Origin of the sequence: Corynebacterium aquatimens (genome assembly GCF_030408395.1) — a bacterium.
Classification (GTDB): domain Bacteria; phylum Actinomycetota; class Actinomycetes; order Mycobacteriales; family Mycobacteriaceae; genus Corynebacterium; species Corynebacterium aquatimens.
In genome coordinates this window covers 2,179,593-2,206,554 of record NZ_CP046980.1, presented here as the reverse complement: position 1 = coordinate 2,206,554, position 26,962 = coordinate 2,179,593, and the positions used below count along the sequence as shown (strand labels likewise).

The 26,962-nt window shown below is 63.0% G+C and carries 20 protein-coding genes; 12 read left to right on the top strand and 8 right to left on the bottom strand.

Going from position 1 to position 26,962, the window contains the following annotated elements; genetic code table 11:
• Window positions 1–104: 104 nt before the first annotated feature.
• From CAQUA_RS10005 to CAQUA_RS09995, 3 genes are read right to left on the bottom strand one after another with little or no spacing between them, the layout of a single operon-like run.
• Window positions 105–1,871: a pyruvate dehydrogenase gene (locus CAQUA_RS10005; RefSeq protein ID WP_196825252.1), complete on the bottom strand. Its 1,767-nt coding sequence runs from the start codon at window positions 1,869–1,871 to the stop codon at window positions 105–107.
• A 26-nt stretch (window positions 1,872–1,897) separates the two neighbouring features.
• The gene (locus CAQUA_RS10000; RefSeq protein WP_196825253.1) at window positions 1,898–3,142 is read right to left on the bottom strand and encodes an alpha/beta hydrolase; all 1,245 of its coding nucleotides are present in this window, start codon (window positions 3,140–3,142) and stop codon (window positions 1,898–1,900) included.
• Window positions 3,139–3,384, bottom strand: a complete 246-nt coding sequence (locus CAQUA_RS09995; protein ID WP_196825254.1) for a hypothetical protein — start codon at window positions 3,382–3,384, stop codon at window positions 3,139–3,141. The genes CAQUA_RS10000 and CAQUA_RS09995 overlap by 4 nt, the downstream gene beginning before the upstream one ends.
• 205 nt (window positions 3,385–3,589) lie before the next feature.
• On the opposite strand from CAQUA_RS09995, the gene CAQUA_RS09990 reads away from it, so the two are divergent.
• The gene (locus CAQUA_RS09990) at window positions 3,590–4,429 is read left to right on the top strand and encodes a nitrilase-related carbon-nitrogen hydrolase (protein WP_196825255.1); all 840 of its coding nucleotides are present in this window, start codon (window positions 3,590–3,592) and stop codon (window positions 4,427–4,429) included.
• Between the two features lie 10 nt (window positions 4,430–4,439).
• On the opposite strand, the gene CAQUA_RS09985 is transcribed toward CAQUA_RS09990, so the two are convergent.
• Window positions 4,440–5,510, bottom strand: a complete 1,071-nt coding sequence (locus tag CAQUA_RS09985; protein ID WP_196825256.1) for a ferredoxin reductase domain-containing protein — start codon at window positions 5,508–5,510, stop codon at window positions 4,440–4,442.
• 176 nt (window positions 5,511–5,686) lie between these two features.
• Between CAQUA_RS09985 and clpB the strand changes: the two genes are divergently transcribed.
• The 9 genes from clpB to CAQUA_RS09940 all read left to right on the top strand — a co-directional run bounded on the left by clpB (window position 5,687) and on the right by CAQUA_RS09940 (window position 18,117).
• Window positions 5,687–8,293, top strand: coding sequence for an ATP-dependent chaperone ClpB (gene clpB, locus CAQUA_RS09980; RefSeq protein WP_196825257.1), 2,607 nt, complete (start codon window positions 5,687–5,689; stop codon window positions 8,291–8,293).
• A 176-nt stretch (window positions 8,294–8,469) separates the two neighbouring features.
• A complete protein-coding gene (locus tag CAQUA_RS09975; RefSeq protein ID WP_196825258.1) occupies window positions 8,470–9,303 on the top strand; it encodes a sulfurtransferase in 834 nt (277 codons plus the stop codon).
• A gap of 1,159 nt (window positions 9,304–10,462) precedes the next feature.
• Window positions 10,463–11,560: a TtfA family protein gene (locus CAQUA_RS09970; protein ID WP_290178328.1), complete on the top strand. Its 1,098-nt coding sequence runs from the start codon at window positions 10,463–10,465 to the stop codon at window positions 11,558–11,560.
• Between the two features lie 22 nt (window positions 11,561–11,582).
• Complete coding sequence (gene pyrE, locus CAQUA_RS09965) at window positions 11,583–12,116, top strand: orotate phosphoribosyltransferase (protein WP_196825260.1); 534 nt, start codon at window positions 11,583–11,585, stop codon at window positions 12,114–12,116.
• On the top strand, window positions 12,109–12,813 hold the full coding sequence (locus tag CAQUA_RS09960; RefSeq protein WP_196825261.1) for a TrmH family RNA methyltransferase: 705 nt from the start codon (window positions 12,109–12,111) through the stop codon (window positions 12,811–12,813). The genes pyrE and CAQUA_RS09960 overlap by 8 nt, the downstream gene beginning before the upstream one ends.
• A gap of 174 nt (window positions 12,814–12,987) precedes the next feature.
• Window positions 12,988–14,160 carry a glycoside hydrolase family 76 protein gene (locus tag CAQUA_RS09955; protein ID WP_196825262.1) on the top strand — a complete coding sequence of 391 codons (1,173 nt, stop codon included), beginning with the start codon at window positions 12,988–12,990 and terminating at the stop codon, window positions 14,158–14,160.
• A gap of 97 nt (window positions 14,161–14,257) precedes the next feature.
• The gene (gene fbaA / locus CAQUA_RS09950; RefSeq protein WP_196825263.1) at window positions 14,258–15,292 is read left to right on the top strand and encodes a class II fructose-bisphosphate aldolase; all 1,035 of its coding nucleotides are present in this window, start codon (window positions 14,258–14,260) and stop codon (window positions 15,290–15,292) included.
• A 179-nt stretch (window positions 15,293–15,471) separates the two neighbouring features.
• Window positions 15,472–16,785: an FUSC family protein gene (locus CAQUA_RS09945; RefSeq protein WP_196825264.1), complete on the top strand. Its 1,314-nt coding sequence runs from the start codon at window positions 15,472–15,474 to the stop codon at window positions 16,783–16,785.
• Window positions 16,786–17,088: 303 nt separating this feature from the next.
• Window positions 17,089–18,117 carry an endonuclease domain-containing protein gene (locus CAQUA_RS09940; protein ID WP_196825265.1) on the top strand — a complete coding sequence of 343 codons (1,029 nt, stop codon included), beginning with the start codon at window positions 17,089–17,091 and terminating at the stop codon, window positions 18,115–18,117.
• Window positions 18,118–18,434: 317 nt separating this feature from the next.
• Here the strand turns inward: CAQUA_RS09940 and CAQUA_RS09935 are convergent, their stop codons facing one another.
• Window positions 18,435–19,277 (bottom strand): PRC and DUF2382 domain-containing protein, encoded by an 843-nt coding sequence (locus CAQUA_RS09935; RefSeq protein ID WP_196825266.1) that lies wholly within the window; start codon window positions 19,275–19,277, stop codon window positions 18,435–18,437.
• A 414-nt stretch (window positions 19,278–19,691) separates the two neighbouring features.
• On the bottom strand, window positions 19,692–20,624 hold the full coding sequence (locus CAQUA_RS09930; RefSeq protein ID WP_196825267.1) for a hypothetical protein: 933 nt from the start codon (window positions 20,622–20,624) through the stop codon (window positions 19,692–19,694).
• A gap of 49 nt (window positions 20,625–20,673) precedes the next feature.
• Here CAQUA_RS09930 and CAQUA_RS09925 point away from each other — a divergent pair, with 49 nt between their 5' ends.
• The gene (locus CAQUA_RS09925; protein ID WP_196825268.1) at window positions 20,674–21,963 is read left to right on the top strand and encodes an adenylosuccinate synthase; all 1,290 of its coding nucleotides are present in this window, start codon (window positions 20,674–20,676) and stop codon (window positions 21,961–21,963) included.
• 59 nt (window positions 21,964–22,022) lie between these two features.
• Here the strand turns inward: CAQUA_RS09925 and CAQUA_RS09920 are convergent, their stop codons facing one another.
• Window positions 22,023–22,478 (bottom strand): GNAT family N-acetyltransferase, encoded by a 456-nt coding sequence (locus tag CAQUA_RS09920; protein WP_196825269.1) that lies wholly within the window; start codon window positions 22,476–22,478, stop codon window positions 22,023–22,025.
• A gap of 34 nt (window positions 22,479–22,512) precedes the next feature.
• Window positions 22,513–22,800: a type II toxin-antitoxin system TacA family antitoxin gene (locus CAQUA_RS09915; RefSeq protein ID WP_196825270.1), complete on the bottom strand. Its 288-nt coding sequence runs from the start codon at window positions 22,798–22,800 to the stop codon at window positions 22,513–22,515.
• A 605-nt stretch (window positions 22,801–23,405) separates the two neighbouring features.
• On the opposite strand from CAQUA_RS09915, the gene rpoB reads away from it, so the two are divergent.
• Window positions 23,406–26,912, top strand: a complete 3,507-nt coding sequence (gene rpoB / locus CAQUA_RS09910; protein WP_376993140.1) for a DNA-directed RNA polymerase subunit beta — start codon at window positions 23,406–23,408, stop codon at window positions 26,910–26,912.
• Window positions 26,913–26,962: the final 50 nt, after the last annotated feature.

The window sequence follows — 26,962 nt, the reverse complement described above, 5'->3', positions numbered from 1 at the left end:
TACGGGATTTTAGTGATTTATCAGCAAATCAAAATTTCGCGAATCGGCCCTGGGACGCCCCGGGCCGGGGCCGCTGTGGGCGGGCCGGGGTGGGCAGCCGGGGCTTACTTGAAGGGGTTTTCGATGAATGCGGCGCCGCCGATGTTGCGGAGGTTGGCGCGGGCCAGGTCGACCATGTTGCCGATGCCGCCGGCCATGACGGTGCGGACGGCGGACTCGGTGAAGCCCTCGACCATTTCCAGTTTGATGTCTGGCGGCAGGGACAACGCGTTGCCGTCCGTGACAATGTCCACTAGGACTGGGCCGTCGTGGTTGAAGGCTTCTTTGAGGGTCTTCTCCAGTTTCTTCGGGTCCTCGACGCGGTAGGACTTGATTCCCAGGGCGCTGGCCACGTCGGCGTAGTTGACGTCGTCGTGGGTGGTCTGGAATTCCTTGAGGCCGGCGACCATCATTTCAAGCTTGACCATGCCCAGGGTGGAGTTGTTGAACACCATCATCTTGATCGGCAGGTCATGCTGTTTGACGGTTACCAGTTCGCTGAGCAGCATGGACAGGCCACCGTCGCCGCTGAATGTCACCACTTGGCGGTCGCGGTTGGCGCTTTGGGCACCGATTGCCTGTGGCAGAGCGTTGGCCATGGTGCCGTGGCGGAAGGACGCCAGCTCATCGCGCTTGCCGTTCGGGGTGATGTAGCGGGCAGCCCACACGTTGCACATGCCCGTGTCCACGGTGAAGACGGCGTCGTCGGCAGCCAGTTCGTCGATAAGCTTGGCGGCGTACTCGGGGTGAATGGGTGTGGCTTTCGCAGCCTTGCCGCCGCCGTAAGCTTCGATGACCCACTCGAGAGCTTTTGCGTGGCGCTTGAGCATCTTGTCCAGGAACTTCCGCGACTTCTTTTCCTCCAGGTGGGGGAGGATGTTTTCAATCGTGGACTTGACGTCACCCACGACGGGAACGGAAATCTTTGTGCGGCGGCCGATCACGGCGGGGTTGACGTCCACCTGGGCGACGTTGGCGTCCGGCAGCCAGTCGTTGTAGGGGAAGTCGGTGCCCAGCAGGATCAACAGGTCAGACTCCATCATGGCGTCGTAGCACGCGCCGTACCCCAAAAGGCCGGACATGCCCACGTCATAGGGGTTGTCGTACTGGATGTGCATCTTGCCGCCGAAGGAGTGGCCGACCGGGGCTTTGATTTTCTCAGCCAGAGCGAAGACTTCCTCGCGGGCGCCGATGCAGCCGGCGCCGCAGAACAGCGTGACGGTGTCGGCTTCATTGATGGCTTCGACTAGGGCTGCAGCCTCTGACGGGTCGGGGAAAACGCGGCGGTTGTCGCCGCGCGCGATCACGGACTGGCCGATCGGCTCATCGGCAGCTTCCAGGCTTGCAACGTCGCCCGGAAGCACGATGACGGAGACGCCGCGGCCACCCATCGTCGACTGGATCGCGTTGTGCAAAACGCGGGCGCCCTGGTCAGCGGTGTGGATCATCTCGCAGTAACCGGAACATTCCGCGAAGATTTGCTCCGGGTGGGTCTCCTGGAAGAACTCGGAGCCGATCTGCAGGCTGGGGATGTGGGACGCGATGGCCAGCACCTTGCCGGAGTTGCGGTGCGAGTCATACAGGCCCTGGATAAGGTGCAGGTTTCCCGGACCGCAGGAGCCAGCGCAGACCGCCAGCTCACCGGTGACCAGGGATTCCGCGCCAGCGGCGAAGGCCGCAGCCTCCTCATTGCGGACGTGAACCCATTCAATGTTGGACTCCGCCACTGCGTCAGACACCGGGTTGAGCGAGTCGCCCACGAGCCCGTAAATGCGCTTCACGCCTAGTTCTTCAAGTTTCTCCACCAACTGGTGGGCAAAATTCTTCGACATCACAGATCCTTATCAATTAACTTGGACTAATGCGTGCCCGATGGTACGCGCGTTTGTGTCGGCCCGTCGGCGATGCCCTTCAGCGCGTTAAGGAATGCTGGGTCGTCCCAATAATCGTTGTGGCCGCCCTGGATGCCATAGATCGGCGTGGCGCCGAAGCCGGGGCGCGCCGGGTTGTAGCCGTGCACCGCACCGGTAGGTCCGCGCAGGGCCTTGATTATGTCCTTGTCCGAGTCCGCGACGTACACCCCGGGGCCGCCACCGGGATGTACGGTGCTGGTGCTGGGTGCCCACGGGTGGCCGTCGTTAAGCAAGCGAAGCTCATCGGCGTGCTCAACTGGCACCCCGGGGGAGCCCGCCAGCACGACGGCGTCAGCTTCAAGACCGTGCTCTTTAGCGGCCTTCGCCGTGACCACGGAACCGTAACTGTGGCCCATGACCACCTGGCGGGCGTCCGGGTAGCGGCGGTTCAGCGCCGATTGGAAGGCGGCCAAGTCATCCGCACCCTTGCGCGCCGCGCCGGGGGATAGGCCCCTGGCCAGGTCTTTCGGTGCGTCGTAGCCCTGCCAGACCACCACCGACGCCCCAGTTTTCTCCGCGATGTGCTGCGCGCGGTAGATCGCGCCGGGCAGGTTATCCACCCCGCCGCTGGACACGCCGGAGACAACCGTGATGATGGAATTCGGATTCACCGCATCACCCACCATCACCGTGTAGCCGCTCGGCCCGCCCTCCAGCACGGTGCCGCCCGCGCGCTCCACCGCCTCTCGGACCTCGGGCGGGGCGCTGGCAAGATGTTCTTCATTAAGCGCGCCCACCGCCACTCCGTCGGCGTCCGCGAGTCTGCTGACCTGCGCCTCCGCCCCGCACATGGCGCCCGCTGCGAGCTCCGCCGCGCACGCCGCGTCCAGTTCCTCGCCCATCTCACGCAGCCACGCAATCACAGCCTGCTGCGCTGCGAACCTCCCCGGCGAGGCCCCGCTAAACCGCAGCTGATCAGCGAAGAACTCCAGTTGCCGCTGCAACCCCGCCACGGTCTCTAGCACGCGCGCGTTGCGGGCCAGCTCCTTCGAGGACTTTTCGTAGCGCCGCGCAAGCCGCCGCATCATCGCCAACCCGGCTTCCGGTGCCTCGCCTGCAAAGCCGGCCGCATTGATCTGCAGTGCTATCAAGAAAACCTCATCCATCCTGTTCAGGACTTCTTTTTCCGCGATGCGCAAGGACTCCGCGGCGGCCGTTAACTCATTAGATTTCAGGGGAAAGGCGATCATCGCGCACCCCACTCGCTGTCAAGCGTGCGCACCTTCTGTACAAACGCCCGCATCGCGCCAACGTGCGCGTGGAGGTTCTCGCCGCATTCGCGCACATGCTTATCGACGTCCTCCTGCACCCCCGCTAGCGCCCCCGCCGTCTTACTTGGCGAAAGACCAACGTGGCTAAGCGGCGACCATTCCGGCAGGTCAGGGATTGCATCCGTACTGATGTGCATAAGTGAAACTGGTGAAACTTTCATTGCGTGTCCTTTGTGTGTGTTGAGTTTTGAGCTGCTTTTTTAAGACCGGCTTTGTGTATCCGCCGTGCGGGGGTGTGCTGGAAAGCGTTGCCCCCGAACGCCGTGATCATGGCCGTGAGTAAAAGATTGCATGTTTGCGTTTTTCCCGCTTATGGATCCGCGGGGGCCTGTGGAATTCTCGGTGGGGAGGGCATAGGTTGGGCGTATGCGTCTTGCACTAGTGCAGTTCCCCGCAGGCCCGGATACTTTGGACAATGCCACCCGCGCCTGCGAAGAAGTCCGTAAAGCGGCAGCTCAGGGGGCTTCTGTGGTCGTTTTCCCAGAGGCCACGTCCCAGGCTTTTGATTCCGGTCCGCTGTCCGCATCCGCCGAGCCCCTGTGTGAGGAAGTTATCCACAGGCCCGACGGGTCGGCGGTTTCTCCACAGGGGGAAGAGTCGGCCAGCCCGTTCTCCACAGCGCTGCGGGAGGTTGCGCTGGAACTCGGGGTCACCGTGGTCGCGGGAATGTTCCGCCCCGCTGATGCTGGCCGCGTCTTCAATACGGTGCTGGTCACTGGCCCCAAGGTGCACCTGGGTTATGACAAAATCCATCTCTTCGACACGGCCACCTACCGTGAATCTGACACCGTTGCGCCCGGCTCACAGCTGGTGATGTTCCAGGTGGGAGAGGTAAACGTCGGGGTGGCCACCTGCTTTGACATTCGCTTCCCGGACCATTTCATAAAGTTGGCCCAGCGCGACGCAAGCATCGTGCTCGTGCCCACGAGCTGGGCCGATGGGCCGGGCAAGCGTGATCAGTGGCGGGTTCTCACGCGGGCGCGGGCGCTGGACGCGGGGGTGTTCATCATCGCCGTGGATCAGCCGCGCCCGGGGGGTGAGGCGATGGCGGGGCGTAAGTCCGGCCCGACCGGCATCGGCCATTCGGTAGTGGTTGCCCCCGACGGGCGCGTTGTCGCGGAATCCGGGTGGGAGCCGGAGCTACTCATCGTTGATATTGATCCCACCGAGGCCGCGACGCGGCGAAAGAACCTTCCGCTGTTCTAGACCGGCAGTTTCAGCGCAGCCAGAACGGGGTGGCGTCGGGAGCCATGATCGTGCAGGCCTCCTCCGCCGCGCCCAGTTCCTCGCGCAGCACCATCATGTCCTGCTCGGCTCCGCACAGGACGGTTTCGCTGGTGAGCGCCAAGTCTTTCAGCTGCGCCAGGTGCTGGGCTGGGTCGGGGTAGTTGCCGGGGTCGAGGGTGAGCCACGGTTGCAGTGCCGCAAACTGCTGAAGTCCGGACAGCTGCGGGTAGATCGGCGCGTTATAGAACGCGAGGTAAGTCAGGGGAGGGGTGTCCAGCTCCAGCAGGGCGAACGTGATCGCCTTGGCCGCCGCGACACCGGAATCGGTGGTGATGATAACCAGTCGCTGCGGCTGGTCACCCGGCGTGGTTCGGTCTGCGCCGATGGCGTTGAGCTTCTTCGGGTCCAAGGTCGCGCCATGGGCACCGCCGATGGACCAGTATTCGCCGATTTCCGGGGTGTGGCCCACCGCGTCGGGTAGGAAGAACTCCAGCTGGCCGAACTTGTTGGAGGCAATGGCCGGGGTCAATGAAATCCACTCGCCCCTGGCAGGGTCGGCGCCAGCCGGGTTTCCGGTTGGGTCCGTGGCGGGGGTGGGTAGCAGCGTCGATAAGCGTTGGCCCGGAGAGTACGGGATGGGAACTGGGGCTTCGAGGCGCACGTGGAACCACCCGTCACCTGGGGCGACGTGAGTGACGCGGGCGGCGATGGCTTGGGGGACCTGGGCCTCGGTGAAGGCGAGCGCGATGTCGGCCATGGACTCGATGAGCTCGGTGGCCTGGTAGCCGTATCCGGGGGCCATGCCGGCGATGGACTCGCCGATGGGGGTAGCCAGTTCAGCGTACGCGCTGTCCGGGATTCCGTATTTGCGCTGGTCGGCAACGAATTCGATGAGGTCCTCTTCGGTGAGGACGTTCAGGCCGTGGGCGCCGCTGAGAATGGTGACCAGGGCGTCGGCAAGCTCCCAGCGCTCGGCGAGTCCGGGCGGGGCGAAGTCCCCCCACTGCGCGTGCGCGAGTTCCGCGATGCGTGCGCGGAGGGCGTCCGGGGAGATTTTCATGCCTTACATTATGCGTTCCTGCGGGGCGCATTAGCCATGCTTGAGCGGGGTCCACTCAAGTTCATGGGCGGGTGTCGCGGAAAAAGTTATGCTTGAGTGGAACAGACTCAACTTGTTGGGCGTTAGAACGAATAACCATTAAAAGCGAAACATAGATGTAGAAAGGATGGGCTCCCATGGGCTCCTTCAACCCCACAACCAAAACTCAAGAGGCGCTGCAGGAGGCACTGTCCACCGCGGCCGCGAACGGCAACCCGGACATTAGGCCCGCGCACCTCCTCGCTGCGATTTTGACGCAGCCAGACGGAATCGCCGCACCTGTGCTTAAGGCCACGGGCGTCGATCCGGACACTGTTATTAAAGAAGCCCAGGCGCTTGTCGACGCGTTGCCTTCGGCAACGGGTAGCAACCTGGCGAACCCGAACTTCAACCGGGAGGGGCTGGCTGCATTGAACAAAGCGCAGGAGCTGGCCACTGAGCTGGGCGATGAATATGTCTCCACTGAGGTGCTGCTGGCCGCGATCGCGCGCGGTGAGGATGATGCTGCGGAGCTTTTGAAAAAGCGCGGGGCAACCTATGAGGTGATAAAGGGTGCTTTTCCGTCCGTACGCGGGCAGCAGAAAGTCACCACCGCGGACCCGGAGGGGCAGTTCCAGGCGCTGGAGAAGTACTCCACCGACCTCACGGCGCGGGCGCGCGAGGGCAAGATTGACCCGGTGATTGGGCGTGACAGTGAGATCCGTCGCGTGGTGCAGGTGCTTTCCCGCCGCACGAAGAACAACCCGGTTTTAATCGGTGAGCCCGGCGTGGGTAAAACCGCGATCGTCGAAGGGCTGGCGCGGCGCATCGTCGCCGGTGACGTGCCTGAGTCGCTGAAGGGTAAGACACTCATCTCGCTTGACCTCGGCTCGATGGTCGCGGGCGCAAAGTACCGCGGTGAGTTTGAGGAGCGCCTCAAGGCCGTGCTGGATGAGATCAAGTCGTCTGAGGGCGAGATCATCACGTTCATCGATGAGCTGCACACCATCGTCGGCGCCGGTGCCACCGGTGAGGGCGCGATGGACGCGGGCAACATGATCAAGCCGATGCTCGCCCGCGGTGAGCTGCGCCTGGTCGGTGCGACGACGTTGGATGAGTACCGCAAGTTCATTGAGAAGGACGCTGCGCTGGAGCGCCGTTTCCAGCAAGTGTACGTGGGTGAGCCGACGGTGGAGGACACCATCGGTATCCTGCGCGGACTCAAAGACCGTTACGAAGTCCACCACGGTGTCCGCATCCAGGACTCCGCGTTGGTGGCGGCCGCTGAGCTGTCCAACCGGTACATCACTTCGCGCTTCCTGCCGGACAAGGCCATCGATCTTGTGGACGAAGCAGGCTCGCGCCTGCGCATGGAAATCGACTCCTCCCCGCAGGAGATCGATGCCCTAGAGCGCGTCGTGCGCCGCCTGGAGATCGAGGAGATCGCGCTGTCGAAGGAATCCGATGCCGCATCGGTCGAGCGCCTTGACACGCTGCGCCAGGAACTCGCCGATCAAAAGGAAAAACTCGGTGAGATGAAGGCCCGCTGGGCCAACGAGAAGGCCGAGATTGACCGCGTCCAAGCCGCCAAGGAGGAGCTGGAGAAACTACGCAACGAGTCCGAAATCGCCGAACGCGACGGCGACTTCGCCCGCGTCTCCGAGCTGCGCTACGGCCGCATCCCGGAGCTTGAGGCCGAGGTGGCTTCTGCCGAAGCCACGGCGGCCGAGTCGACGCGGACCATGCTCACCGAGGAAGTCACACCGGACGTCATCGCTGACGTCGTATCGTCCTGGACCGGCATCCCCGCCGGCAAGATGATGCAGGGTGAGACCGAGAAACTGCTGCGCATGGAAGAAGTCTTAGGCGAGCGCGTCGTGGGTCAGCACGACGCCGTCATCGCGGTGTCTGACGCCGTGCGCCGTTCCCGCGCCGGGATCGCCGACCCGAACCGGCCGATCGGTAGCTTCCTGTTCCTCGGCCCCACCGGTGTGGGTAAGACGGAGCTGGCCAAGTCGCTCGCGGAGTTCCTCTTCGACGATGAGTCCGCCATGATCCGCATCGACATGTCCGAGTACGGGGAGAAGCACTCCGTCGCCCGCCTCGTCGGTGCACCTCCGGGATACGTCGGCTACGACGCTGGCGGCCAGCTCACGGAGGCCGTTCGTCGCCGCCCCTACTCGCTCGTGCTTTTCGACGAAGTGGAGAAAGCGCACCCGGACGTCTTCGACGTACTGCTCCAGGTCCTCGACGAGGGCCGGCTTACCGACGGCCAGGGCCGCACCGTGGACTTCCGCAACACCGTGATCATCCTGACCTCCAACCTGGGTGCTGGTGGTGACCGGGACCAGATCATGGAAGCGGTGAAGCGTGCCTTCAAGCCGGAGTTCATCAACAGGCTTGACGACGTGGTGGTTTTCGATGCCCTCGAAGCCGACCAGCTGGTGGGCATCGTGGACATCCAGCTGCGTTCGCTCGCCGAACGCCTGGCTACCCGCCGCCTGGGCCTCGACGTCACCGACGACGCCAAGCGCTGGCTCGCCGAGCGCGGCTACGACCCGGCCTACGGCGCTCGTCCCCTGCGCCGCCTGATCCAGCAGGCCATCGGTGATCAGCTGGCCAAGGCGCTGCTCGCCGGCACTATTCGCGACGGCGATGTTGTCCGCGTCGACGTGGCCGCCCCCGCCGACACAGCCGACACCGTCGACACAGCTGAGACCACCCCGGGCCTGACCGTCACCGCCGCCGCGGCTCCCTCGGAATAACCCGCGAGCCCGCCTATCCGCCTACCCGCCTACGCGCTTACCCGCGGGCCCGCTCGTCCGCTCACCCGCGCGCCCGCTCGTCCGCTCACCCGCGCGCCAGCTCGTAGGCGGGCGCGCGGTCGTCGATAAGCGAATGCGTCCAGCGCGATGGCGCGTTGCAACCTAGACTCGGGCGCATGGGAATCTACGTGCCCGCCGAAGAGCTCCGTGAAGAAATCCGTACCGGTAAAAAACTCACAGTCCTGGCTGCGCTGTGGGACCCCCGCCCGGGGCGCGCGTACATGCGCTTTAAATCGCACCACATTCCGACGGCGCAGTTCTGCGACCCGGCCTCCACACTCGCTGGCATGCCCGGCTCGGAGGAAGGCCGCAACCCGCTGCCCACTCAAGAACAGGTGCAAAAAGCCGTCAACCAGTGGGGAATTGAACGCGACCGGCCAGTGGTCATCTACGACGACGGCCGCGGTTTCTTCTCTGCCCGCGCCTGGTGGATCCTCATGTGGGCAGGCATCACCGACATCCGCATCCTCAACGGCGGCTTCCCGTACTGGTGGGACCAAGGTTTAGAGACGGTCGCTGGCCCCGGCCCCATCACCGTTCACTCCGAGACGCCCGTGGAGATCGGTCAGCTCCCCACCATGGAGATCGACCAGGTCAAGCAATACAAGGGCATGCTTATTGACGCCCGTGGTTCCCGCCGCTTCTCCGGCAAGAAAGAACACTTAGACCTTAAAGCCGGCCACATCCCGGGCGCCGTCAACATCCCGGGGCAGTCCTGCTTCGACGAGCACCGGCGCATCCTGCCGGTCGACGACATCCTGGAAAACCTAGCGAAAAGCGGCATCACCCAGCACACCGACCCGTCGCAAGCCGTCGTCTACTCCGGGTCTGGCAACCACTCCGCGATGCTGCTCGCTGCGATGCACCACGCCGGCCTGCCAATCCTCACCCACTTCATTGGCGGCTGGTCCCAGTGGTCCGCCGACCACGCCAACGACATCGAGATCTAGCCCGCCCTCGCCCTCTCCCCTTCCACCCCTTTCACCCCTTCCTCCATCCGCGCCCTCCAGCGCCACGGCCTCCTCCGACCCCGCCCCTCCCACCCCGCCAGCGCAGGAGGAAAGTTGGCCGGGAAGGCCGGAAACCGGCATTTTTCGGCCGTTTTTCTTGCTCAGGGACAACTTTGCTCGGCCCCGCCGCGCCCGACCGGTGCTCCGGGACAACTTTACTTCCGGAACTTAGCCCGGGGAACCGTACGAGTAGTCGGTCATGGCCCGGCCAGTGTGCTCCGCCGGTCTTACCCCTGGGCGCGTCGGACTAGGAGGGACAGCGCTGAACCGCCGGGAGGAAAGTTGGCCGGGAAGGCCAAAAACCGCTGCTTTTCGGCCGTTTTTCTTGCTCCGGGACAACTTTGCTCGACCCCGCCGCGCCCGGCCGGTGCTCCGGGCCAACTTTACTTCCGGAACTTAGCCCGGGGAACCGTACGAGTAGTCGGTCATGGCCCGGCCAGGGTGCTCCGCCGGTCTTACCCCTGGGCGCGTCGGACTAGGAGGGACAGCGCTCAACCGCCGGGAGGAAAGTTGGCCGGGAAGGCCAAAAACCGCTGCTTTTCGGCCGTTTTTCTTGCTCCGGGCCAACTTTGCTCGACTCCGCCGCGCCCGACCGGTGCTCCGGGACAACTTTACTTCCGGAACTTAGCCCGGGGAACCGTACGAGTAGTCGGTCATGGCCCGGCCAGTGTGCTCCGCCGGTCTTACCCCTGGGCGCGTCGGACTAGGAGGGACAGCGCTGAACCGCCGGGAGGAAAGTTGGCCGGGAAGGCCGAAAACCGGCATTTTTCGACCGTTTTTCTTGCTCCGGGCCAACTTTGCTCGGCCCCGCCGCGCCCGGCCGGTGCTCCGGGCCAACTTTGCTCTCGGGCAGCAGCGGCGGTGGGGCGCCGGATGTAGAAGGCGATCCGGGACGATCTGGGAACTCTGGGAAGATGTGTTCGGGCTCTGGCTCGTTGGTGCCCGGGTAATGTCGCGCGCCAAAGTAAAGTTCGTAGCGATGGCTTTCATACTTCTTTTTCTGTCGCTGTTTTCTTTGGTCGGGGCGTTCCTTCTTCTGCGCTCGGACAATCCGTACTTGTCGGTGGGGACTGCCAAGTCGCCCAAGTCTAGTGATCGCGTGTCTGCTGGTCAGAGTGGTGGATCGGGCGTTCAGAAGAGTGTCGAACGGAAGGATGGGTCGCAATCGGGTGCTGTCGATGCCGCTGCTGCCGACGGGAATCACAAAAAGGAAAACGGGGAGCCGGAAAGCGCACCGGATGCGAAACCGGGGAAGTTGGGGGAGGCGAAGCCCGAGGGAGAACAGCAGAAGCTGGGGCACGGGCCGAAGAGGGGGCCGAAGAGGGGTGGGGCGAAGCAAAAGTCGAAGCCGAAGCCGAAGCAGAAGAACCGGCCGAAACGGGGTGAGCCGGCGCGCAAGACGTGGGCTGAGCAGCACGGGTTTGTCTACATCAAGGAAGATGAGTTCTTGCTCGGTGAGTTCACCCGGGGGGCGGCGGCGTCGGGAGCGCCGGTGAAGAATGTGGCGACGGGTGCGGCGTATGGGCATGAATCGCGGGTGTTCGATCTCGCGGATACGCCGGTGATCGCGATGAATACCGGGGTGCCCAGTGACATTGTTGTGGATATGAGGAGGGGCGCGGGGGAGGGCGTCGATAAGCAAAAAGGCTCTGACCTTGTAGAAGTGGACACGATCGAGGATTTCCTGGTGCTCGCGACGGAGCCTGACGCGGCGCGGCGCATGTTGGACGTGCGCGTGGCCACGGCGGTGGAGGCGCTGCCGCAGAATGTGACGGCGGTGTGGTTTGAGACGGAGTGGGTATTGGCGCAGCTCACGCCGGGTTCGGAGCCGTCGGATGCGATTTTCGCGCCGCTGGCGATGCTTGCGGACACGGCGCGGACGTTCCCGCCGTCGTCGGCGCGGGTGCTGAGCCTGCCTGGCGGCACGCGCGAGGCGGTGGAGTCGGTCGACGTCCCGGAGTCCGAAGGAAACGTCGATGAGCAGGTGAAACGTCCGATCGTCGCGCGGCCTGAGGAGCCCCTGGAGATGCCCACGCGGGTCACGGGCGGGACGCGCGGCGAGTTGGAGGAACGCGAGATCGGCGCCGATGACGTCGAGGCCATCGGGGCGGGCGAGGAGCGGCGCGTGCTTAACGACGGCACCAAAGCCACCCGCGCCGGAAAACCCACACCGCCACCGTCCATCTTCGGCGACTAGAAGTTGGGTAAAATTACCCACTATGACTAACCTCCAGAGGCTTGCAGAGCTGGTCAAGGAACTCGCGGTTGTCCACGGCAAGGTGACGTTGTCGTCGGGCAAAGAGGCTGATTACTACGTTGACCTGCGCCGGGCGACGTTGCACCATGAGGCAAGTCCGCTGATTGGCGCGCTGCTGCGTGAGCTGACGAAGGACTTGGATTTCGATGCCGTCGGCGGCCTGACCCTCGGCGCCGACCCAGTTGCCACGGCAATCATGCATGCGGATGGCCGTCCGATTGACGCGTTCGTCGTGCGCAAGGAAGCCAAGAAGCACGGCATGCAGCGTCGCATCGAAGGCCCGTCTATCCAGGGTAAACGGGTGCTCGTGGTGGAGGACACCACCACGACTGGTAACTCGCCTCTGACTGCCGTTGAGGCCTGCCGCGCGGAGGGCGCGGAGGTAGTTGCGGTGGCAACCGTCGTCGACCGCGCGACCGGCGCCGCCCAAGTCATCGAGGACGCCGGCGTGGAGTACAGGTTCCTGCTGGGCCTCGAAGATTTGGGCCTTGCTTAACGACGATCGGGGCCGTCCGGGCCCGGATGCCGCGGGCCCGGATGCCGCGGAGGCTGGCGCGAAAGGCCCCACCGAATGGAACGAGGGCCGCCACGGCGTGGGCCCTTGGGAAGGCCAGTGGCCGGACGACCCCCGCTTCGACCCGGAATTTCTCCGTGACGGGGACCGTCGCAACGTGGTTGACGCCTACCGGTACTGGTCCTTAGAGGCGATCCGGGCTGAATTGGATTCGCGCCGCCACCCGTTCCACGTTGCGATTGAGAACTGGGAACACGACATGAATATCGGCACCGTCGTGCGCACGGCGAATGCGTTCCTAGCTGAGGCCGTGCACATTGTGGGGCGCAAGCGGTGGAACCGTCGCGGCGCGATGGTGACCGACCGTTACCAGCACATTTGCCACCATGAGAACCTGGAATCGCTCGTCGCAATGGCGCGGGAGCGAGGGCTCACGATCGTGGCTATCGATAACACTCCCGGCGCCGTCCCGCTGGAAACGGTGGAGCTGCCGCGCGATTGCATTCTGCTCTTCGGCCAAGAAGGCCCCGGCGTGACCGAAGAGGCCCAAGGGGTGGCTAGCATGACGTGCTCCATCGCGCAGTTCGGTTCGACGCGGTCGATCAACGCGGGTGTCGCGGCCGGTATCGCGATGCACGCGTGGGTGCGCCAGCACGCCGATCTCTCCCAAGCCTGGTGACGTAAATCACTATTCGCTCTGACCTGTTGGCATGGTACAAATTTTATTGAACTACATAACAATGCCGTAACGGTTGGGGAACATTTTTGCCCGCTGTGACATTGCACTGCACAAGAACCCGCTGCTGTAGGCATGTAGCGCAACGTTTCGATCCAGGTTTGGGAGGTGGCAGGAATGGCAGAGATCTGGGCGCATCGCGCGGACCTCGCTGAGGAGGCAATCGCTGCTCGGCACGGCACGAAGTTATGGGGCATCCCGGGGACAAATCTGGCCGTGGTTGCCTGGCCGCCGATCCAATCGGAGCGCCTGTTTGTCCAGTGGCATTACTGGTGGCAGGCGCATTACCTCGACTGCCTCGTCGATGCGAATCTGCGCCGCAGCACGAAGCAACGCCGCTTCCGCATTAACCGGACGGCGCGCGCGGTGGCGTGGCGCAACGTCGGCAAGCTGGTCCGCAATTCTTATTACGACGACAAGGCATGGCTCGCCCTCGCGCTCGCGCGGGCCGCGGAGGCGGACAAGGTGCGTCGCCCGAAGCAGCTCGAAGCACTGCAGAGCAACCTCCTCGCAGGCATCGATGGCACCCGCCGCGTCCTGCCGTGGCGCTCAAAGGACAATTTCTTTAACGTTCCCGCCAACGGCCCCGCCGCAATCATGATGGCGCGCACTGGTCGCGTCGAGGAAGCCCGCACGATCGTCGACTGGATCTTAGCCAACCTCATGAACAAAGACGGCCTGGTCATGGACGGCATCCGCGACAAAGACGCTGGCCCCCACACCGTCACCGCCATCTACACCTACAACCAGGGCACGCTGCTCGGCGCCATGGTAGAGCTTTCATTGCTTAACGACGAAGCGCTCGCCGCCTCTGCGCCGAGCGCCACCTCCGGCGATTACTACCAAGAGATCACGTCGCTGATCCAGGCGATTTCGATGCACATGGCCACCCCGGCCGGCGTGATTGACCACCCGCGCGACGGGGTCGGTGACGGCGGGCTGTTCCGCGGAATCTTGGTGCGTTACCTCGCGGACGCGGCGGTGCGCCTCCCAGAATCCCAGGTCGCGGCAAAGGCGGCAGCGGAGCGCCTGGTCATGGCCTCGGCTGAAAGCATGTGGGAGAACCGCTTGGAGGTCGACGGGCTGCCGGTCTTCCCGTGCCGCTGGACAGAAGACGCCCGTCTGCCGCACAACTACTACCGGGATATAGAACACAGCTCAGGAAATGCAGCATCGAACCTGAGCAATATCGCGGAGCGCGAACTATCCTGCCAGCTCTCGGGCTGGATGCTGCTGGAGGCGGCGGCGCGAATCACAGCCCATAAGGCGAAGGGGAACCCGATGCTGTGAGGCCGGTCGTCGATAAGCGTGCTTAGCTGCGGCGAACGTCGGCCGAAAGTGGTAGGTATGGAAGTGTCACTGCCATCAAAAGTAAAGGACTCGATACATGCCTATCGCAACCCCTGAGGTCTACAACGAAATGCTCGACCGCGCCAAGGCAGGCGGCTTCGCCTTCCCGGCCATCAACTGCACCAGCTCGGAGACCATCAACGCAGCTCTGCGTGGTTTCGCCGAGGCTGAGTCCGACGGCATTATCCAATTTTCCACCGGCGGTGCGGAGTTCGGCTCCGGCCAGTCCGTGAAGAACAAGGTCGCCGGCGCGAAGGCACTGGCCCAGTTCGCGCACGAAGTTGCCGCGCACTACGACATCAACGTGGCGCTGCACACGGACCACTGCCAGAAGGAAGTTCTGGATGAGTACGTCCGCCCGCTGATCGCGATCTCCCAGGAGCGCGTGGACCGCGGCGAACTCCCACTGTTCCAGTCCCACATGTGGGACGGCTCCGCTATCCCGATCGATGAGAACCTGGAAATCGCCCAGGAGCTGCTGGAGAAGGCTCACAACGCGAACATCATCCTCGAGGTTGAGATCGGCGTCGTCGGCGGCGAGGAAGACGGCGTTGAGGCGAAAGCCGGCGCGAATCTCTACACCACGCCTGAGGATTTTGAAAAGACCATCGACGCCATCGGTACTGGTGAGAAGGGCCGCTACCTGCTCGCCGCTACCTTCGGCAACGTCCACGGCGTGTACAAGCCGGGCAATGTGAAGCTGCGCCCGGAGGTTCTGGATGAGGGCCAGAAGGTGGCCATCGCCAAGCTTGGGCTCGAAGAGGGCTCCAAGCCGTTCGACTTCGTCTTCCACGGTGGCTCCGGCTCCGAGAAGGAGAAGATCGAGGAAGCTCTGCGCTACGGCGTGATCAAGATGAACGTGGACACCGACACCCAGTACGCGTTCACCCGCCCGATCGTGACCCACATGTTCCAGAACTACGACGGCGTGCTCAAGGTCGACGGCGAAGTGGGCAACAAGAAGGTCTACGACCCGCGCTCCTACATGAAGAAGGCCGAGGTCTCCATGGCCGAGCGTGTCGTTGAAGCCTGCCAGGACCTCCACTCCGTGGGCAAGACCCTGTCGAAGTAGCACCTTTGCTTATCGACGAATAACCCGCCGCCCGCTCTCCCCGCGCCGCGCGGCGGGTTTTCTTTGCCTCAATCCCTCGCCGCGGCTCACCCCCGCGCCCGGCACCGGCGCCCAGCACCGGCCCCGGCACTCCGAGCCCCCGGCCCCACACGCGCGGCCGGCTGGTTTACTCTGATCCCGTGAACCACATTACGACGCGCGCGCGGGTCGCCGCGCAACAATCTTTAACGGCGCGCGCGGAGCGCGTTCTGCGGCGCATCTTGCCCGCCCTGCAGATTGGCCTCGCCGCGGGTTTGGCCTACTGGATCGCCCACGAATGGGTAGGCCACCACCAACCCTTCTTCGCGCCGGTATCGGTCGTTCTGATCGTTGGTTTCTCTGGCGGCGAGCGCATCAACCGCGCCTTCGACATCTCCCTCGGCTGCGTTTTCGGCGTTCTGCTCGGTGACCTGTTCTTCGCCCCGTTGGGTGCCGGCGGCTGGCAGATCGCGCTCGCCGTCACGGTGTCGCTGCTGTTCGCGTCATTCTTCACAAAATCGGAACTAGTCGCAGCTCAGTGCGCGATTGGCTCGGTGCTCATCGCGACGATCCTGCCGCCAGGTTCCGCCGTGACCGGCATCGACCGCACGATCGACGCCTTCATCGGGTCGCTCGTTGGACTCGTGGTGCTCGGCTTGTTGCCCACCGCGCCACTCACCGCCGCGCGCCTAGAAATCGCCAGCGTGCTCAAGGTCCTGAGCGCCGTGCTTAGCGACGTCTCCTCCTCCCTCCGCAACGCCCAAACCACCGCACCAGCCACTAGCCCGACCGCCACCCCGACCCGTTCTGCCCCCCGCGACACTACGGCGGCGGCCCTGGAAACGATTCGCGGAACCCAAACCGGCATCGATGCCATCTCATCCGCCACAAAATACGGCCGTGAACAGGCACGTTTGTCCCCGTTCTTCTGGCGTACTCGTGGTGAGGTCACCTCTCTATCCCAAGTCGCAGTTCCCACCGATAACGCGATCCGCAACACCCGCGTGCTGGTCCGCCGCGCTTTAGTTCTTGCTGAAGACCGCGATCCGGTCTCAGACACCCAGCTTGAAATCCTCAACGAACTTGCGGACATCACCCTCGACATCGCTGCCGTCTACGACTCTCCGTTCCGGCGTTTGCCCAGGTACAGCCGCGACCGCTCGGCCGCGCTCGGGTTCACTAAGACCCCAAGCCCCTTCAAGCAAGCCCGTGCCGAGAAAATTCCTGAGCTTGAGCAACGCCTGCGCGTTCTCGCAGCCAAAACTGGCCTTGATGTCCTTGATGTTCCTGGCCAGGATCGCCCGGCGTTGTCCGCAGCGGTGATCTTGGGGCAGTCGCGTTCCCTGATCGTTGATCTTCTCCAGATTTGCGGCGTCCCCCGGGAGAAGGCCATCGCGACGCTCGCACCAACATCGGATCACCCTGGCTTCGCGCCCGACCTCACGACCGACCTCACGACCGATACGCGAAATTAGTAACCAACTTTCGATAGGCCTTTTAAAACCCCAGGTCACAGGCTCGGGCTAAATTGGTGAGACATCAGCAAATCAAAATTTCGCGAATCGCCGTTGTGAGACGTTCATCACCACAGGGAACCTGGACTCGCTCGCCGCAGTCTAAAGGGTATGAAAAACCCTAATTACAGAAAATCAGTACACCCATACCCCGAACACTCACATCCAGAACACCCGCACCCAGAACACCCAACCCCAGAACACCCAACCCCAAAACACCCAACACCAGAACCACTCAAACCCCCGGTGAAGTTGGAAAACAACATGTCCATCTTCCATTCGGTCGAGGGGTGGATCAATACGCAAGGCCTTGGCGAGCTCGTCTCCGGCAAGTACTGGTTTTTGCCCAATGACGGCACAGAGCGTTCCGCGCACCTCGCCTCGCTGCAGGCCTTTCATCATCCAAGGCGCATCCAGTTCAACGTTATCGCTGCAGCGCGCGCGGTCGCGATGGCGCTTGAGCGCCCCGGATACGTCATCATCGGGTTGAGCGCATTGATGGTCTTCGGTCTCGGTTTCTTCGGCGACGCATGCGACACCACCCTCGCGGGCCCCGTCCGACTCACAAAGTTGGGGATGGCGCGCAGCCCCACGGTCTTTCGTCGATACGCGAGCGAAACGTGGACTGTCTTCTACGATCGACGGCCGGTTGCTATCAGTGCGCCCGCGGTCGCTGTCGTCGATACGCTTAAGCACCTTCGCTCCGGCTTCCACCAATGGCCCACCCCTGCGTGGTTTGCGGATGCCGTGCTCTTTCGAGCAATTTCGCTTATCGACGCGACCCGCCGCCACCTCGGGATCCACCCCCACGACATCCTCGACGCCGCCCGCGGGAAAGTGGACCGAAAATGGCTGTTGAAAGCACTGCGGCTTTCCAGTGAGCTTGCCGATTCACCGAAGGAGACCGAGGTGCGCATGCTCCTTAAAATTCTGTTGACCGAGCCGAGGCTCGCGTCCCAGGAATTCTGGGACAGCCTGGCGATCCCGTCGAAATTCTGGGCCGCGGTCCGCGCGCTGAAGCTGCAGGTGAGCGAGCAGGTGCCTGTGTTCAAAGGGGAGCGGCTGATAACGGTGCTGGATCTAGCGCTGGTTGAGCTCAAAATCGCGATCATGTACGACGGGGAACACCACCTCGCCCGGAAGCAGCGCGATCGGGATGCGCGCATCTATTTGGAACTCGAGGCCCAGGGCTGGATCGTATTGCGCCTGTCCGCGAATACCCTGGCGGATCTTCCCGAATACCTTGCGGTTGCGCTCCGGGCGCGAGTGGGCGGCCTGCCGGAGCTCCCCTAACCCGCGGACGCGCGATTCGCCGCCCGGACCCGATCCCGGGCCGGGCGGTCCGCCCCGCCGCGAAGGGGCGATTCGCGAAATTTGTATCCAACTTTCGATAGGCCTCGCATCGTCGCAGGTCACAGCCCTGGGCGATTTCGGTGCCATGACAGCAAATCAAAATTTCGCGAATCGGTCCTGGGGCGCGGAGGCCCGCGGCGGCCCGCGAAGGCCCGCGGGCCCGACTTAGAAACGAAAACTGCCCCGACCAATACGGTCAAGGCAGTTTTCTTTAGTTAATTAGTGCCTAGGCACGGTGCCCGTTGGGGGCGGGGTGCTTAGCGGTTCTCGAAGCCGCGCTCGCCCTCGACGCCCTCGACGACCTGGCCGTCGGTCTCGATGCGCTCCTTGGCAACGTCCTCGGAGACGCGCTGGGTTTCCTGAACGGTCTCGGTGCCCAGGGAAACCTTCTCAACCGGCACGGATTCCTTGGACACGGTCACGCGGTCCTCGTGCAGGGTAACGGAAGCCTCAGCCTCGCCGATCTGGCCGTCGAAGTTAGCGCGGTCAGCGTCGGTGATCGGCTCGCGGGTGATGCGGACCTCTTCGCGCTCAACCGGAACCTCGACGGTCTCGGTCTCGTGAACGACGTACTTGCGCAGGCGAACCTGGCCAGCCTCGACGCGCTCCTTGCCAACGTTGAGCTGCTCCTCGGAACGGATCAGGGTGCCGTCCTCAGCAACCTGAGCGTCTGCGAACTCGCGGCGGTCAGCCTCAACGTTCTCGCCAGCAGCGTAGCCAGCGCCTGCAGCTGCCTCGCCGGTCTGGTCGTACTCAGCGCCGGTTGCGTAACGTGCGCGGTCCTCGGTGCCCTCGAGACCGTAGTGGCGGTAGAAAGCCTCCTGGTCAGCGTTGGTGAGGTGGCCGTTCTCGTCCAGATCCGGAGCGTCCTCGATGCGCTCCTTCGGGAAAGCGAGGTGCAGGTCGCCATCGGTCAGGGAGTGGCCGCGCAGCGGAACGATGGACTCGCCGGAGCCGAACAGGCCGTGGTTGACGGAGATGAAGTCCGGCTGGCCGGTGGTGTCGTTAACGTAGACGTCCTTGACGGAACCAACCTTCTCGCCGTTTACGTCGTATGCGGTTGCGTTTGCAAGGTCCTCGATGCGGTTGAAGTCAGACATAATGTTCTCCTTGTTGCTTTCGCTTTTAAAGCTTTTGGTTTTTTCGTTTCGTTTGAAGCGAACAATTACGAACTTAGCCACGCTTGACGACGGCCCGCTCGCGCCAACCATCCCACCCCAAAGATCAATCGAAAGTTTGAGGGCGTTCCGGGTAATGCTCCGTATTATGTCGCGCACCCAAGGGCTTTTGGGGCTTTCATGGGGTTTTGTGGGGTGGGGTAACGGAGGGGAATCTGCCAGCGCACGGGACGGTCGCGGATAGGTCACCGAAAGGTCACGGGGAATCACATTCGAAACAAATGTGATATGAATCACATTTTCCGGGATTGGGGGAACCTAAGGTTTTTCCGGTCGTCCGGCGGTCGTTTTCGCCCCACTGGCACCGTCGCGGGGCAACCGCGGAGTAGTCACCGATTAGTTGCTGGGCCGAACTGCTTGAATGTCGCGCAAATGCCGGTAAAACGTGGCTGCGGTCTGCGGTTTTGGGGTTTTGATGGCGCGTGCAGCGGAGGCCCCGCCAGCGCCATCGACCGATACGGTGAACCCCGGCCCGCCCACCTGGACCGCGCGCCCGGTGAGAACCGTGGCGGGATCGGGCCGCAGGCGCGGCTCGGAACCACGCGCGGTTCCACTCGCGGGCATTGACAAAAGAGTTGCTGCGGCCAAGCCGGGCGCGCCCTGGGTGGGGACGATCCGCGCGCCGCGAGCGGCCTCGCGCGCAAAGCGAGCGCTGGCCCGACGCTCCTTGACGCGGCCCAGCCATCCTTGGGTGCTGCCGGGCTCGGCGGGTGCTGGCTGGGAGAGGAGTACGCCAGAATCCACGATGATTTCACCGATAAACGGTCCGCCATCCGCGCCCAGGATCGTGGCGGAGCCGGCGATGACTTCGCCTTTGTCAGTGCGAATGCACGGCAGGGGCGAGACTGATCCATGAAGAGCGACATCAACGGCGTCGTCGCGACTCAGAGCCTCAAGTCCCCACACGGCTGCGGCCGGGGATGCCGGTGCCTGGGAGGAAGGCACGTCAGGGATAAAGGACACCTCGGCCCACAGGTAATCCCCGCGCATCATGCGGGTCAACACGGCGGACAGCGCAGCGTCAGAACCGGACACGATTACGCGGAGGGGTTCGCTGAACTTCTGGGGCGCGAAGGTTGGCTCGGCCATGTAGGGGGCGGATGGGTTGGAGGTGAGGTCGGTGAGGGAGGGGGTGTCGTCGATAAGCGAAAGCTCCTTGGCGATGGAATCAAGGAACCGTAAGTCGCCGCGGGAGGGGACGGGGGGCAAAGCGACGCGTTGTGTGCCGGGGATCGACAGGTCGCAGCATGCGCAGTGAATGATCCGCATGCGGTTCACGGTACAATATGCACGGATTCAAGCTAAGGGGAGTGATCTCATGTCCGCCATCATCATCGTCGGTGCTCAATGGGGCGACGAGGGCAAAGGCAAGGCCACGGACATCCTGGGCGGCCGCGTTGATTACGTGGTCAAGCCCAACGGCGGCAACAACGCTGGTCACACGGTGGTTGTTGGCGGTGAGAAATATGAGCTTAAGCTGCTGCCCGCGGGTGTGCTGAGTGAAAATGCCACGCCCGTGCTGGGTAACGGCGTGGTGATCAACCTTGAGGCGCTCTTCAGCGAGATCGACGGGCTGGAGGCGCGCGGCGCGAACGCGTCACGGCTGCGGATCAGCTCGAACGCGCACCTCGTCGCGCCGTACCACCAAACGCTGGACAAAGTGCAGGAGCGCTTCTTAGGCAAACGCGCGATTGGCACGACCGGCCGCGGCATCGGGCCGACGTACTCAGACAAGGTCGCCCGCGTGGGCATTCGCGTGCAAGATCTTTTCGACGAATCGATCCTCCGCCAAAAGATCGAAAGTGCTCTGGACGTAAAAAACCAGATGCTGGTGAAGATGTACAACCGCAAGGCCATCGAAGTCGACGCGATCATGGACTACTTCATGGGCTACGCCGACCGCGTGAAACCCATGGTCATCGACGCTGAGCGCACGCTTAACGACGCTCTGGATCGCGGCGAACACGTCCTCATGGAAGGCGGCCAGGCGACCATGCTGGACGTGGACCATGGAACGTATCCGTTTGTGACCTCGTCGAACCCGACCGCCGGCGGCGCCTGCGTGGGATCGGGCATCGGGCCGACGCGGATTACTGCGTCGCTGGGCATTATTAAGGCCTACACCACCCGCGTCGGCGCCGGGCCTTTCCCCACGGAACTCTTTGACAAATGGGGCGACTACCTGCAAGAAGTCGGCGGCGAAGTCGGCGTGAACACCGGCCGCAAACGCCGCTGCGGGTGGTACGACTCCGTCATCGCCCGCTACGCATCCCGCGTCAACGGCTTTACGGATTACTTCCTGACCAAGCTGGATGTGCTGACTGGTATCGGGGAAATCCCCATCTGCGTCGCCTACGACGTCGACGGCACGCGTTACGACGAAATGCCACTCACCCAAACCGAATTCCACCACGCCGAGCCGATCTTCGAAACCATGCCGGCCTGGGATGAGGACATCACCGACATCACCTCCTTCGACGACCTTCCGCAGCGCGCCAAGGACTACGTCCTCCGCCTCGAAGAGCTCTCCGGCGCGCCGATCTCCTACATCGGCGTTGGCCCCGGCCGCGACCAGACCATCGTCCGCCACGACGTCATGGAGCGCTAACCCCGCTCCACCCCCGACCCGCCCGCGCGGTGGCTACGAGATGCTGCTCGTCATGAGTGTTAGAGCGGAAGCAGCAGGTGCAAAGGCTGTCCGGGGAACTCGAGAAATTCGGACTTGTTTAAGTAGAACTGCTTGGCGGTTTCGTTGTAGCGGTGGATGACAAGGCCCATGGCGCCGATTGTCGTGGAGGCGGACTCGGCGCGCACGATGGCGTCGCGAAGTAGTGCGGTGCCTAAGCCCTTTCCTTGAGCGCGCTTGTCTACGGCGAAGCGGCCAAGAATTATGACGGGCGTCATTATGGGTCGGTTGCCGCCGGGTAATCCTGTGGGAAGCTCGTCCTTGAGTACACTGCCCGCGGAGAGGCAGTAGTAACCGACGACCTCGTCGTTAACCGTGCTCACGTATGTTACTGAGTTCTTGGCTTTCTGGTTCTTCCATGCGAAGCGGCGGAGCCACAGATCGAGCTCGTCGATTCCAGAGCAGAAATTGCGCGAGTTATCTTTCTTGTCCAGCACACGGGTTGGCTGGACAATCCCCCCGGGCCCCCCTTTAATCAAGCGTGAAATCCTTCCCAAAGACGGTCTCGCCTGTCATGAGCGCTTGGTACTTGGGTCCCCGGACCGGTTTTTCCAGTGCCTCGAGAAACTCGTTATATTGTTCCGAGCTCAGAAAGAAATAACGCTTATCAGCTAGAACCGTGTCAGCCTTGGCCAGAGCGCTGGCGAGGACAAACTCGGTAACGCTTACTTCTTCGGTCTTGGCGGCCTCGCGCAGCCGGGCGTCCTGCGACGCAGTGGCGCGCAACTGGAGCCGCTTGTCCTTTGTTTCAGTGGTCATGTTTCCGTCCCGTATGTGGTCTGTACACACAGTGTACGTCAATCGGTCATGGAAGGGGTCACGTAAGACGGGCATGCGCGGTGCCGCAACCGAGTCCGCGGGCTTGGTGTAGATCCGTACGAATTTTCGGCGGAAAAACCCCAGGTCGCCCTCGGCTGATTTCCGAACGGATCTACGGGAAAAGGGTTTCCCTCCCGCGCGGTTGCGTTGCAGGGGACGCGAGGTGTGGGGAGGGAAGGGGGGTGAGCTGGCCGCTGCCAGGTCAGGGGAGGAGGGGCTAGTTGCGGGACAGCGACTTATCTCGCACATGCGAAATCGGCAATTAATTTCTGGGGACACCTTCGGTCCCTTTACAAACCCCGCGCGATGGTCTAAGGTTGATCGTTGCGCTGGAAGCCGAGACCGAGGGTTCATTTTGAAAAGCCTTGTCAGATCGTTTACGTCAAGCACGATGCTTGAGAAAACACGGTTTGACAAGGTGATTTTGTGGTCCCTGGGGTCGGTTTTCCACAGGTAACTAATCCAAATTTTAGACGACCATCTACTAGCGGGTGTTGTCGCGGTGTGTATATAGCGGCAGCCGTGGATGAACAACCCCGCGTGAGGTGCTGGAAGGACCCCCCTTGGCAGTCCAGAACGCCAATAACGCAGCTACCCCTACTACCGCCATCCCGGGCGCGCCTGAGCGCTACTCGTTTGCAAAGATCGATGAGCCGATCGCGCTTCCGGGTCTTCTTGACGTCCAGCTTGAGTCTTTCGCGTGGCTCGTTGGTGACCCGGACTGGCGTGAGCGTCAGCAAGAGGCCCGTGGCCCCGAGGCGCTGATTACGTCCGGTCTTGAAGACATCCTGGAGGAGTTCTCCCCGATCCAGGACTTCTCCGGCAACATGAGTCTGACTCTGTCTGAGCCGTACTTCGAGGATGTGAAGTACTCGGTTGATGAGTGCAAAGAGAAGGACATTAACTATTCTGCGCCGCTGTACGTCACCGCGGAGTTCACTAACGGTGAGACGGGCGAGATTAAGTCCCAGACCGTGTTCATCGGTGACTTCCCGTTGATGACGGAGAAGGGCACGTTCATCGTTAACGGTACTGAGCGCGTGATTGTTTCCCAGCTCGTACGTTCCCCGGGCGTCTACTTCGATGAGACGATTGATAAGTCCACGGAGCGCCCGCTGCACTCGGTGAAGGTTATTCCGTCCCGTGGTGCGTGGCTGGAGTTTGACGTCGATAAGCGTGACACGGTGGGTGTGCGCATCGACCGCAAGCGTCGTCAGCCGGTGACCGTGCTGTTGAAGGCTCTTGGTTGGACCACGGAGCAGATCAAGGAGCGCTTCGGCTTCTCCGAAATCATGATGGCTACGCTCGAGTCCGACGGCGTTGCTAACACGGACGAGGCCCTGCTGGAGATCTACCGCAAGCAGCGCCCAGGTGAGCAGCCGACGCGTGACCTTGCGCAATCGCTTCTCGACGGTGCGTTTTTCCAGGCGCGTCGTTATGACCTGGCTCGTGTTGGCCGCTACAAGGTGAACCGCAAGCTGGGCCTGGGCGGGGACCACGATGGTGAGAACACGCTGACTGAAGAAGATATCGCCACCACGCTGGAGTACCTGGTGCGCCTGCACGCGGGTGAGCGTGAGATGACGTCGCCGACCGGTGAGGTCATCCCGATTTCCACGGACGATATTGACCACTTTGGTAACCGCCGCCTGCGCACCGTGGGTGAGTTGGTGCAGACGCAGTTCCGCACGGGTCTGTCCCGCATGGAGCGCGTCGTGCGTGAGCGCATGACCACGCAGGATGCGGAATCGATTACGCCGACGTCGTTGATCAACACCAAGCCGGTGTCCGCAGCGATCCGCGAGTTCTTCGGTACCTCCCAGCTGTCCCAGTTCATGGACCACAACAACTCCCTGTCGGGGCTGACGCACAAGCGTCGTCTGTCCGCGCTGGGCCCGGGTGGTCTGTCCCGTGAGCGCGCCGGCATTGAGGTGCGCGACGTGCACCCGTCCCACTACGGCCGCATGTGCCCGATTGAGACTCCGGAAGGCCCGAACATTGGTCTGATCGGTGCGCTGGCGTCCTACGCGCGCGTCAACCCGTTCGGTTTCATTGAGACGCCGTACCAGAAGGTCGTCGACGGCAAGCTGACTGACCAGGTTGAGTACCTCACCGCTGATGAGGAAGACCGCTACGCCATCGCCGAGGCCGCGACTGCCCGTGACGCTGACGGCACGATCACCGCTGACCGCATTGAGGTCCGCCTCAAAGACGGTGACATCGGCGTGACGGACGCAAACGGCGTCGACTACTTAGACATTTCCCCGCGCCAGATGGTGTCCGTGGCTACGGCAATGATTCCGTTCCTCGAGCACGATGACGCGAACCGCGCGCTGATGGGTGCGAACATGCAGAAGCAGGCTGTGCCGCTGCTGCGCTCCGAGGCTGCCTACGTTGCAACCGGTACGGAGCTGCGCGCTGCGTACGACGCGGGTGACACCGTTATCGCGCGCGAAGCCGGTGTGGTCACCGACGTCACCGGTGACGTGATCACCATCATGAGCGACGAGGGCCACTACGAGTCCTACCTGCTGCGCACGTTCGAGCGCACGAACCAGGGAACCTGCTACAACCAAACTCCGATCGTCGATAATGGCCAGCGCGTGGAAGCCGGCCAGGTGATTGCGGACGGCCCGGGCACGAAGAACGGTGAGATGGCGCTGGGCACGAACCTGCTCGTTGCGTTCATGCCGTGGGAAGGCCACAACTACGAGGACGCGATCATTTTGAACCAGCGCGTCGTCGAGCAGGACACGCTGACCTCGATCCACATTGAGGAACACGAGGTTGACGCCCGCGACACGAAGCTGGGTGCGGAAGAAATCACGCGTGAGATCCCGAACGTCAGCGAGGACGTGCTCAAGGACCTCGACGAGCGCGGTATTGTTCGCCCGGGTGCGGACGTGCGCGACGGCGACATCTTGGTGGGTAAGGTCACCCCGAAGGGTGAGACCGAGCTGACGCCGGAAGAGCGCCTGCTGCGCGCGATCTTCGGCGAGAAGGCCCGTGAGGTGCGCGACACCTCCCTGAAGGTTCCGCACGGTGAGACCGGTAAGGTCATCGCGGTCCAGCGCTTCTCCCGCGACGAGGGCGACGACCTGCAGCCAGGCGTGAATGAGATGGTGCGCGTCTACGTTGCGCAGAAGCGCAAGATCCAGGACGGCGACAAGATGGCTGGCCGCCACGGCAACAAGGGTGTCGTGGGCAAGATCCTCCCGCAGGAAGACATGCCGTTCATGGCGGACGGTACCCCGGTGGACATCATCCTGAACACCCACGGTGTTCCGCGTCGTATGAACATCGGCCAGGTGCTGGAGGTTCACCTCGGCTGGCTGGCTCACGCCGGTTGGACCGTTGACCCTGAGGACCCGAACAACGCTGAGCTGCTAAAGACCCTGCCGGAGTCCCTCTACGACGTCCCGGCCGAGTCGCTCACCGCAACGCCGGTGTTCGACGGCGCCACCAACTCGGAAATCGCAGGTCTTCTGGCCAACACCAAGCCCAACCGCGACGGCGACGTCATGGTTGACGGCGACGGCAAGACAATGCTTTTCGACGGCCGGTCGGGTGAGCCATTCAAGTACCCCATCTCCGTGGGCTACATGTACATGCTCAAACTGCACCACCTTGTCGACGAGAAGATCCACGCCCGTTCCACCGGCCCGTACTCCATGATTACGCAGCAGCCGCTGGGTGGTAAGGCCCAGTTCGGTGGCCAGCGCTTCGGTGAGATGGAGGTGTGGGCAATGCAGGCATACGGCGCCGCCTACACCCTGCAGGAACTGTTGACCATCAAGTCCGACGACGTGGTGGGTCGCGTGAAGGTCTACGAGGCCATTGTCAAGGGCGACAACATCCCAGACCCGGGCATCCCGGAGTCCTTCAAGGTGTTGCTCAAGGAGCTCCAGTCCCTGTGCCTGAACGTCGAAGTGCTGTCCACCGACGGCACGCCGATGGAACTCTCCGGCGATGACGACGAGTACGACCAGGCCGGCTCCTCCCTGGGCATCAACCTGTCCCGCGACGAAGGTGCCGCAGCCGACACAGCTTAAACGCATTCGCGTTTTCGCTGTGCCAACTGCGGCACGGGGGAAGCACGGAA

Excerpts from the sequence above, each read along its gene's own strand:
- CAQUA_RS10005 (WP_196825252.1), bottom strand. The coding sequence starts at position 1,871 with ATGTCGAAGAATTTTGCCCACCAGTTGGTGGAGAAACTTGAAGAACTA.
- CAQUA_RS10000 (WP_196825253.1), bottom strand. The coding sequence starts at position 3,142 with ATGATCGCCTTTCCCCTGAAATCTAATGAGTTAACGGCCGCCGCGGAG.
- CAQUA_RS09995 (WP_196825254.1), bottom strand. The coding sequence starts at position 3,384 with ATGAAAGTTTCACCAGTTTCACTTATGCACATCAGTACGGATGCAATC.
- CAQUA_RS09990 (WP_196825255.1), top strand. The coding sequence starts at position 3,590 with ATGCGTCTTGCACTAGTGCAGTTCCCCGCAGGCCCGGATACTTTGGAC.
- CAQUA_RS09985 (WP_196825256.1), bottom strand. The coding sequence starts at position 5,510 with ATGAAAATCTCCCCGGACGCCCTCCGCGCACGCATCGCGGAACTCGCG.
- clpB (WP_196825257.1), top strand. The coding sequence starts at position 5,687 with ATGGGCTCCTTCAACCCCACAACCAAAACTCAAGAGGCGCTGCAGGAG.
- CAQUA_RS09975 (WP_196825258.1), top strand. The coding sequence starts at position 8,470 with ATGGGAATCTACGTGCCCGCCGAAGAGCTCCGTGAAGAAATCCGTACC.
- pyrE (WP_196825260.1), top strand. The coding sequence starts at position 11,583 with ATGACTAACCTCCAGAGGCTTGCAGAGCTGGTCAAGGAACTCGCGGTT.
- CAQUA_RS09955 (WP_196825262.1), top strand. The coding sequence starts at position 12,988 with ATGGCAGAGATCTGGGCGCATCGCGCGGACCTCGCTGAGGAGGCAATC.
- fbaA (WP_196825263.1), top strand. The coding sequence starts at position 14,258 with ATGCCTATCGCAACCCCTGAGGTCTACAACGAAATGCTCGACCGCGCC.
- CAQUA_RS09940 (WP_196825265.1), top strand. The coding sequence starts at position 17,089 with ATGTCCATCTTCCATTCGGTCGAGGGGTGGATCAATACGCAAGGCCTT.
- CAQUA_RS09935 (WP_196825266.1), bottom strand. The coding sequence starts at position 19,277 with ATGTCTGACTTCAACCGCATCGAGGACCTTGCAAACGCAACCGCATAC.
- CAQUA_RS09930 (WP_196825267.1), bottom strand. The coding sequence starts at position 20,624 with ATGCGGATCATTCACTGCGCATGCTGCGACCTGTCGATCCCCGGCACA.
- CAQUA_RS09925 (WP_196825268.1), top strand. The coding sequence starts at position 20,674 with ATGTCCGCCATCATCATCGTCGGTGCTCAATGGGGCGACGAGGGCAAA.
- CAQUA_RS09915 (WP_196825270.1), bottom strand. The coding sequence starts at position 22,800 with ATGACCACTGAAACAAAGGACAAGCGGCTCCAGTTGCGCGCCACTGCG.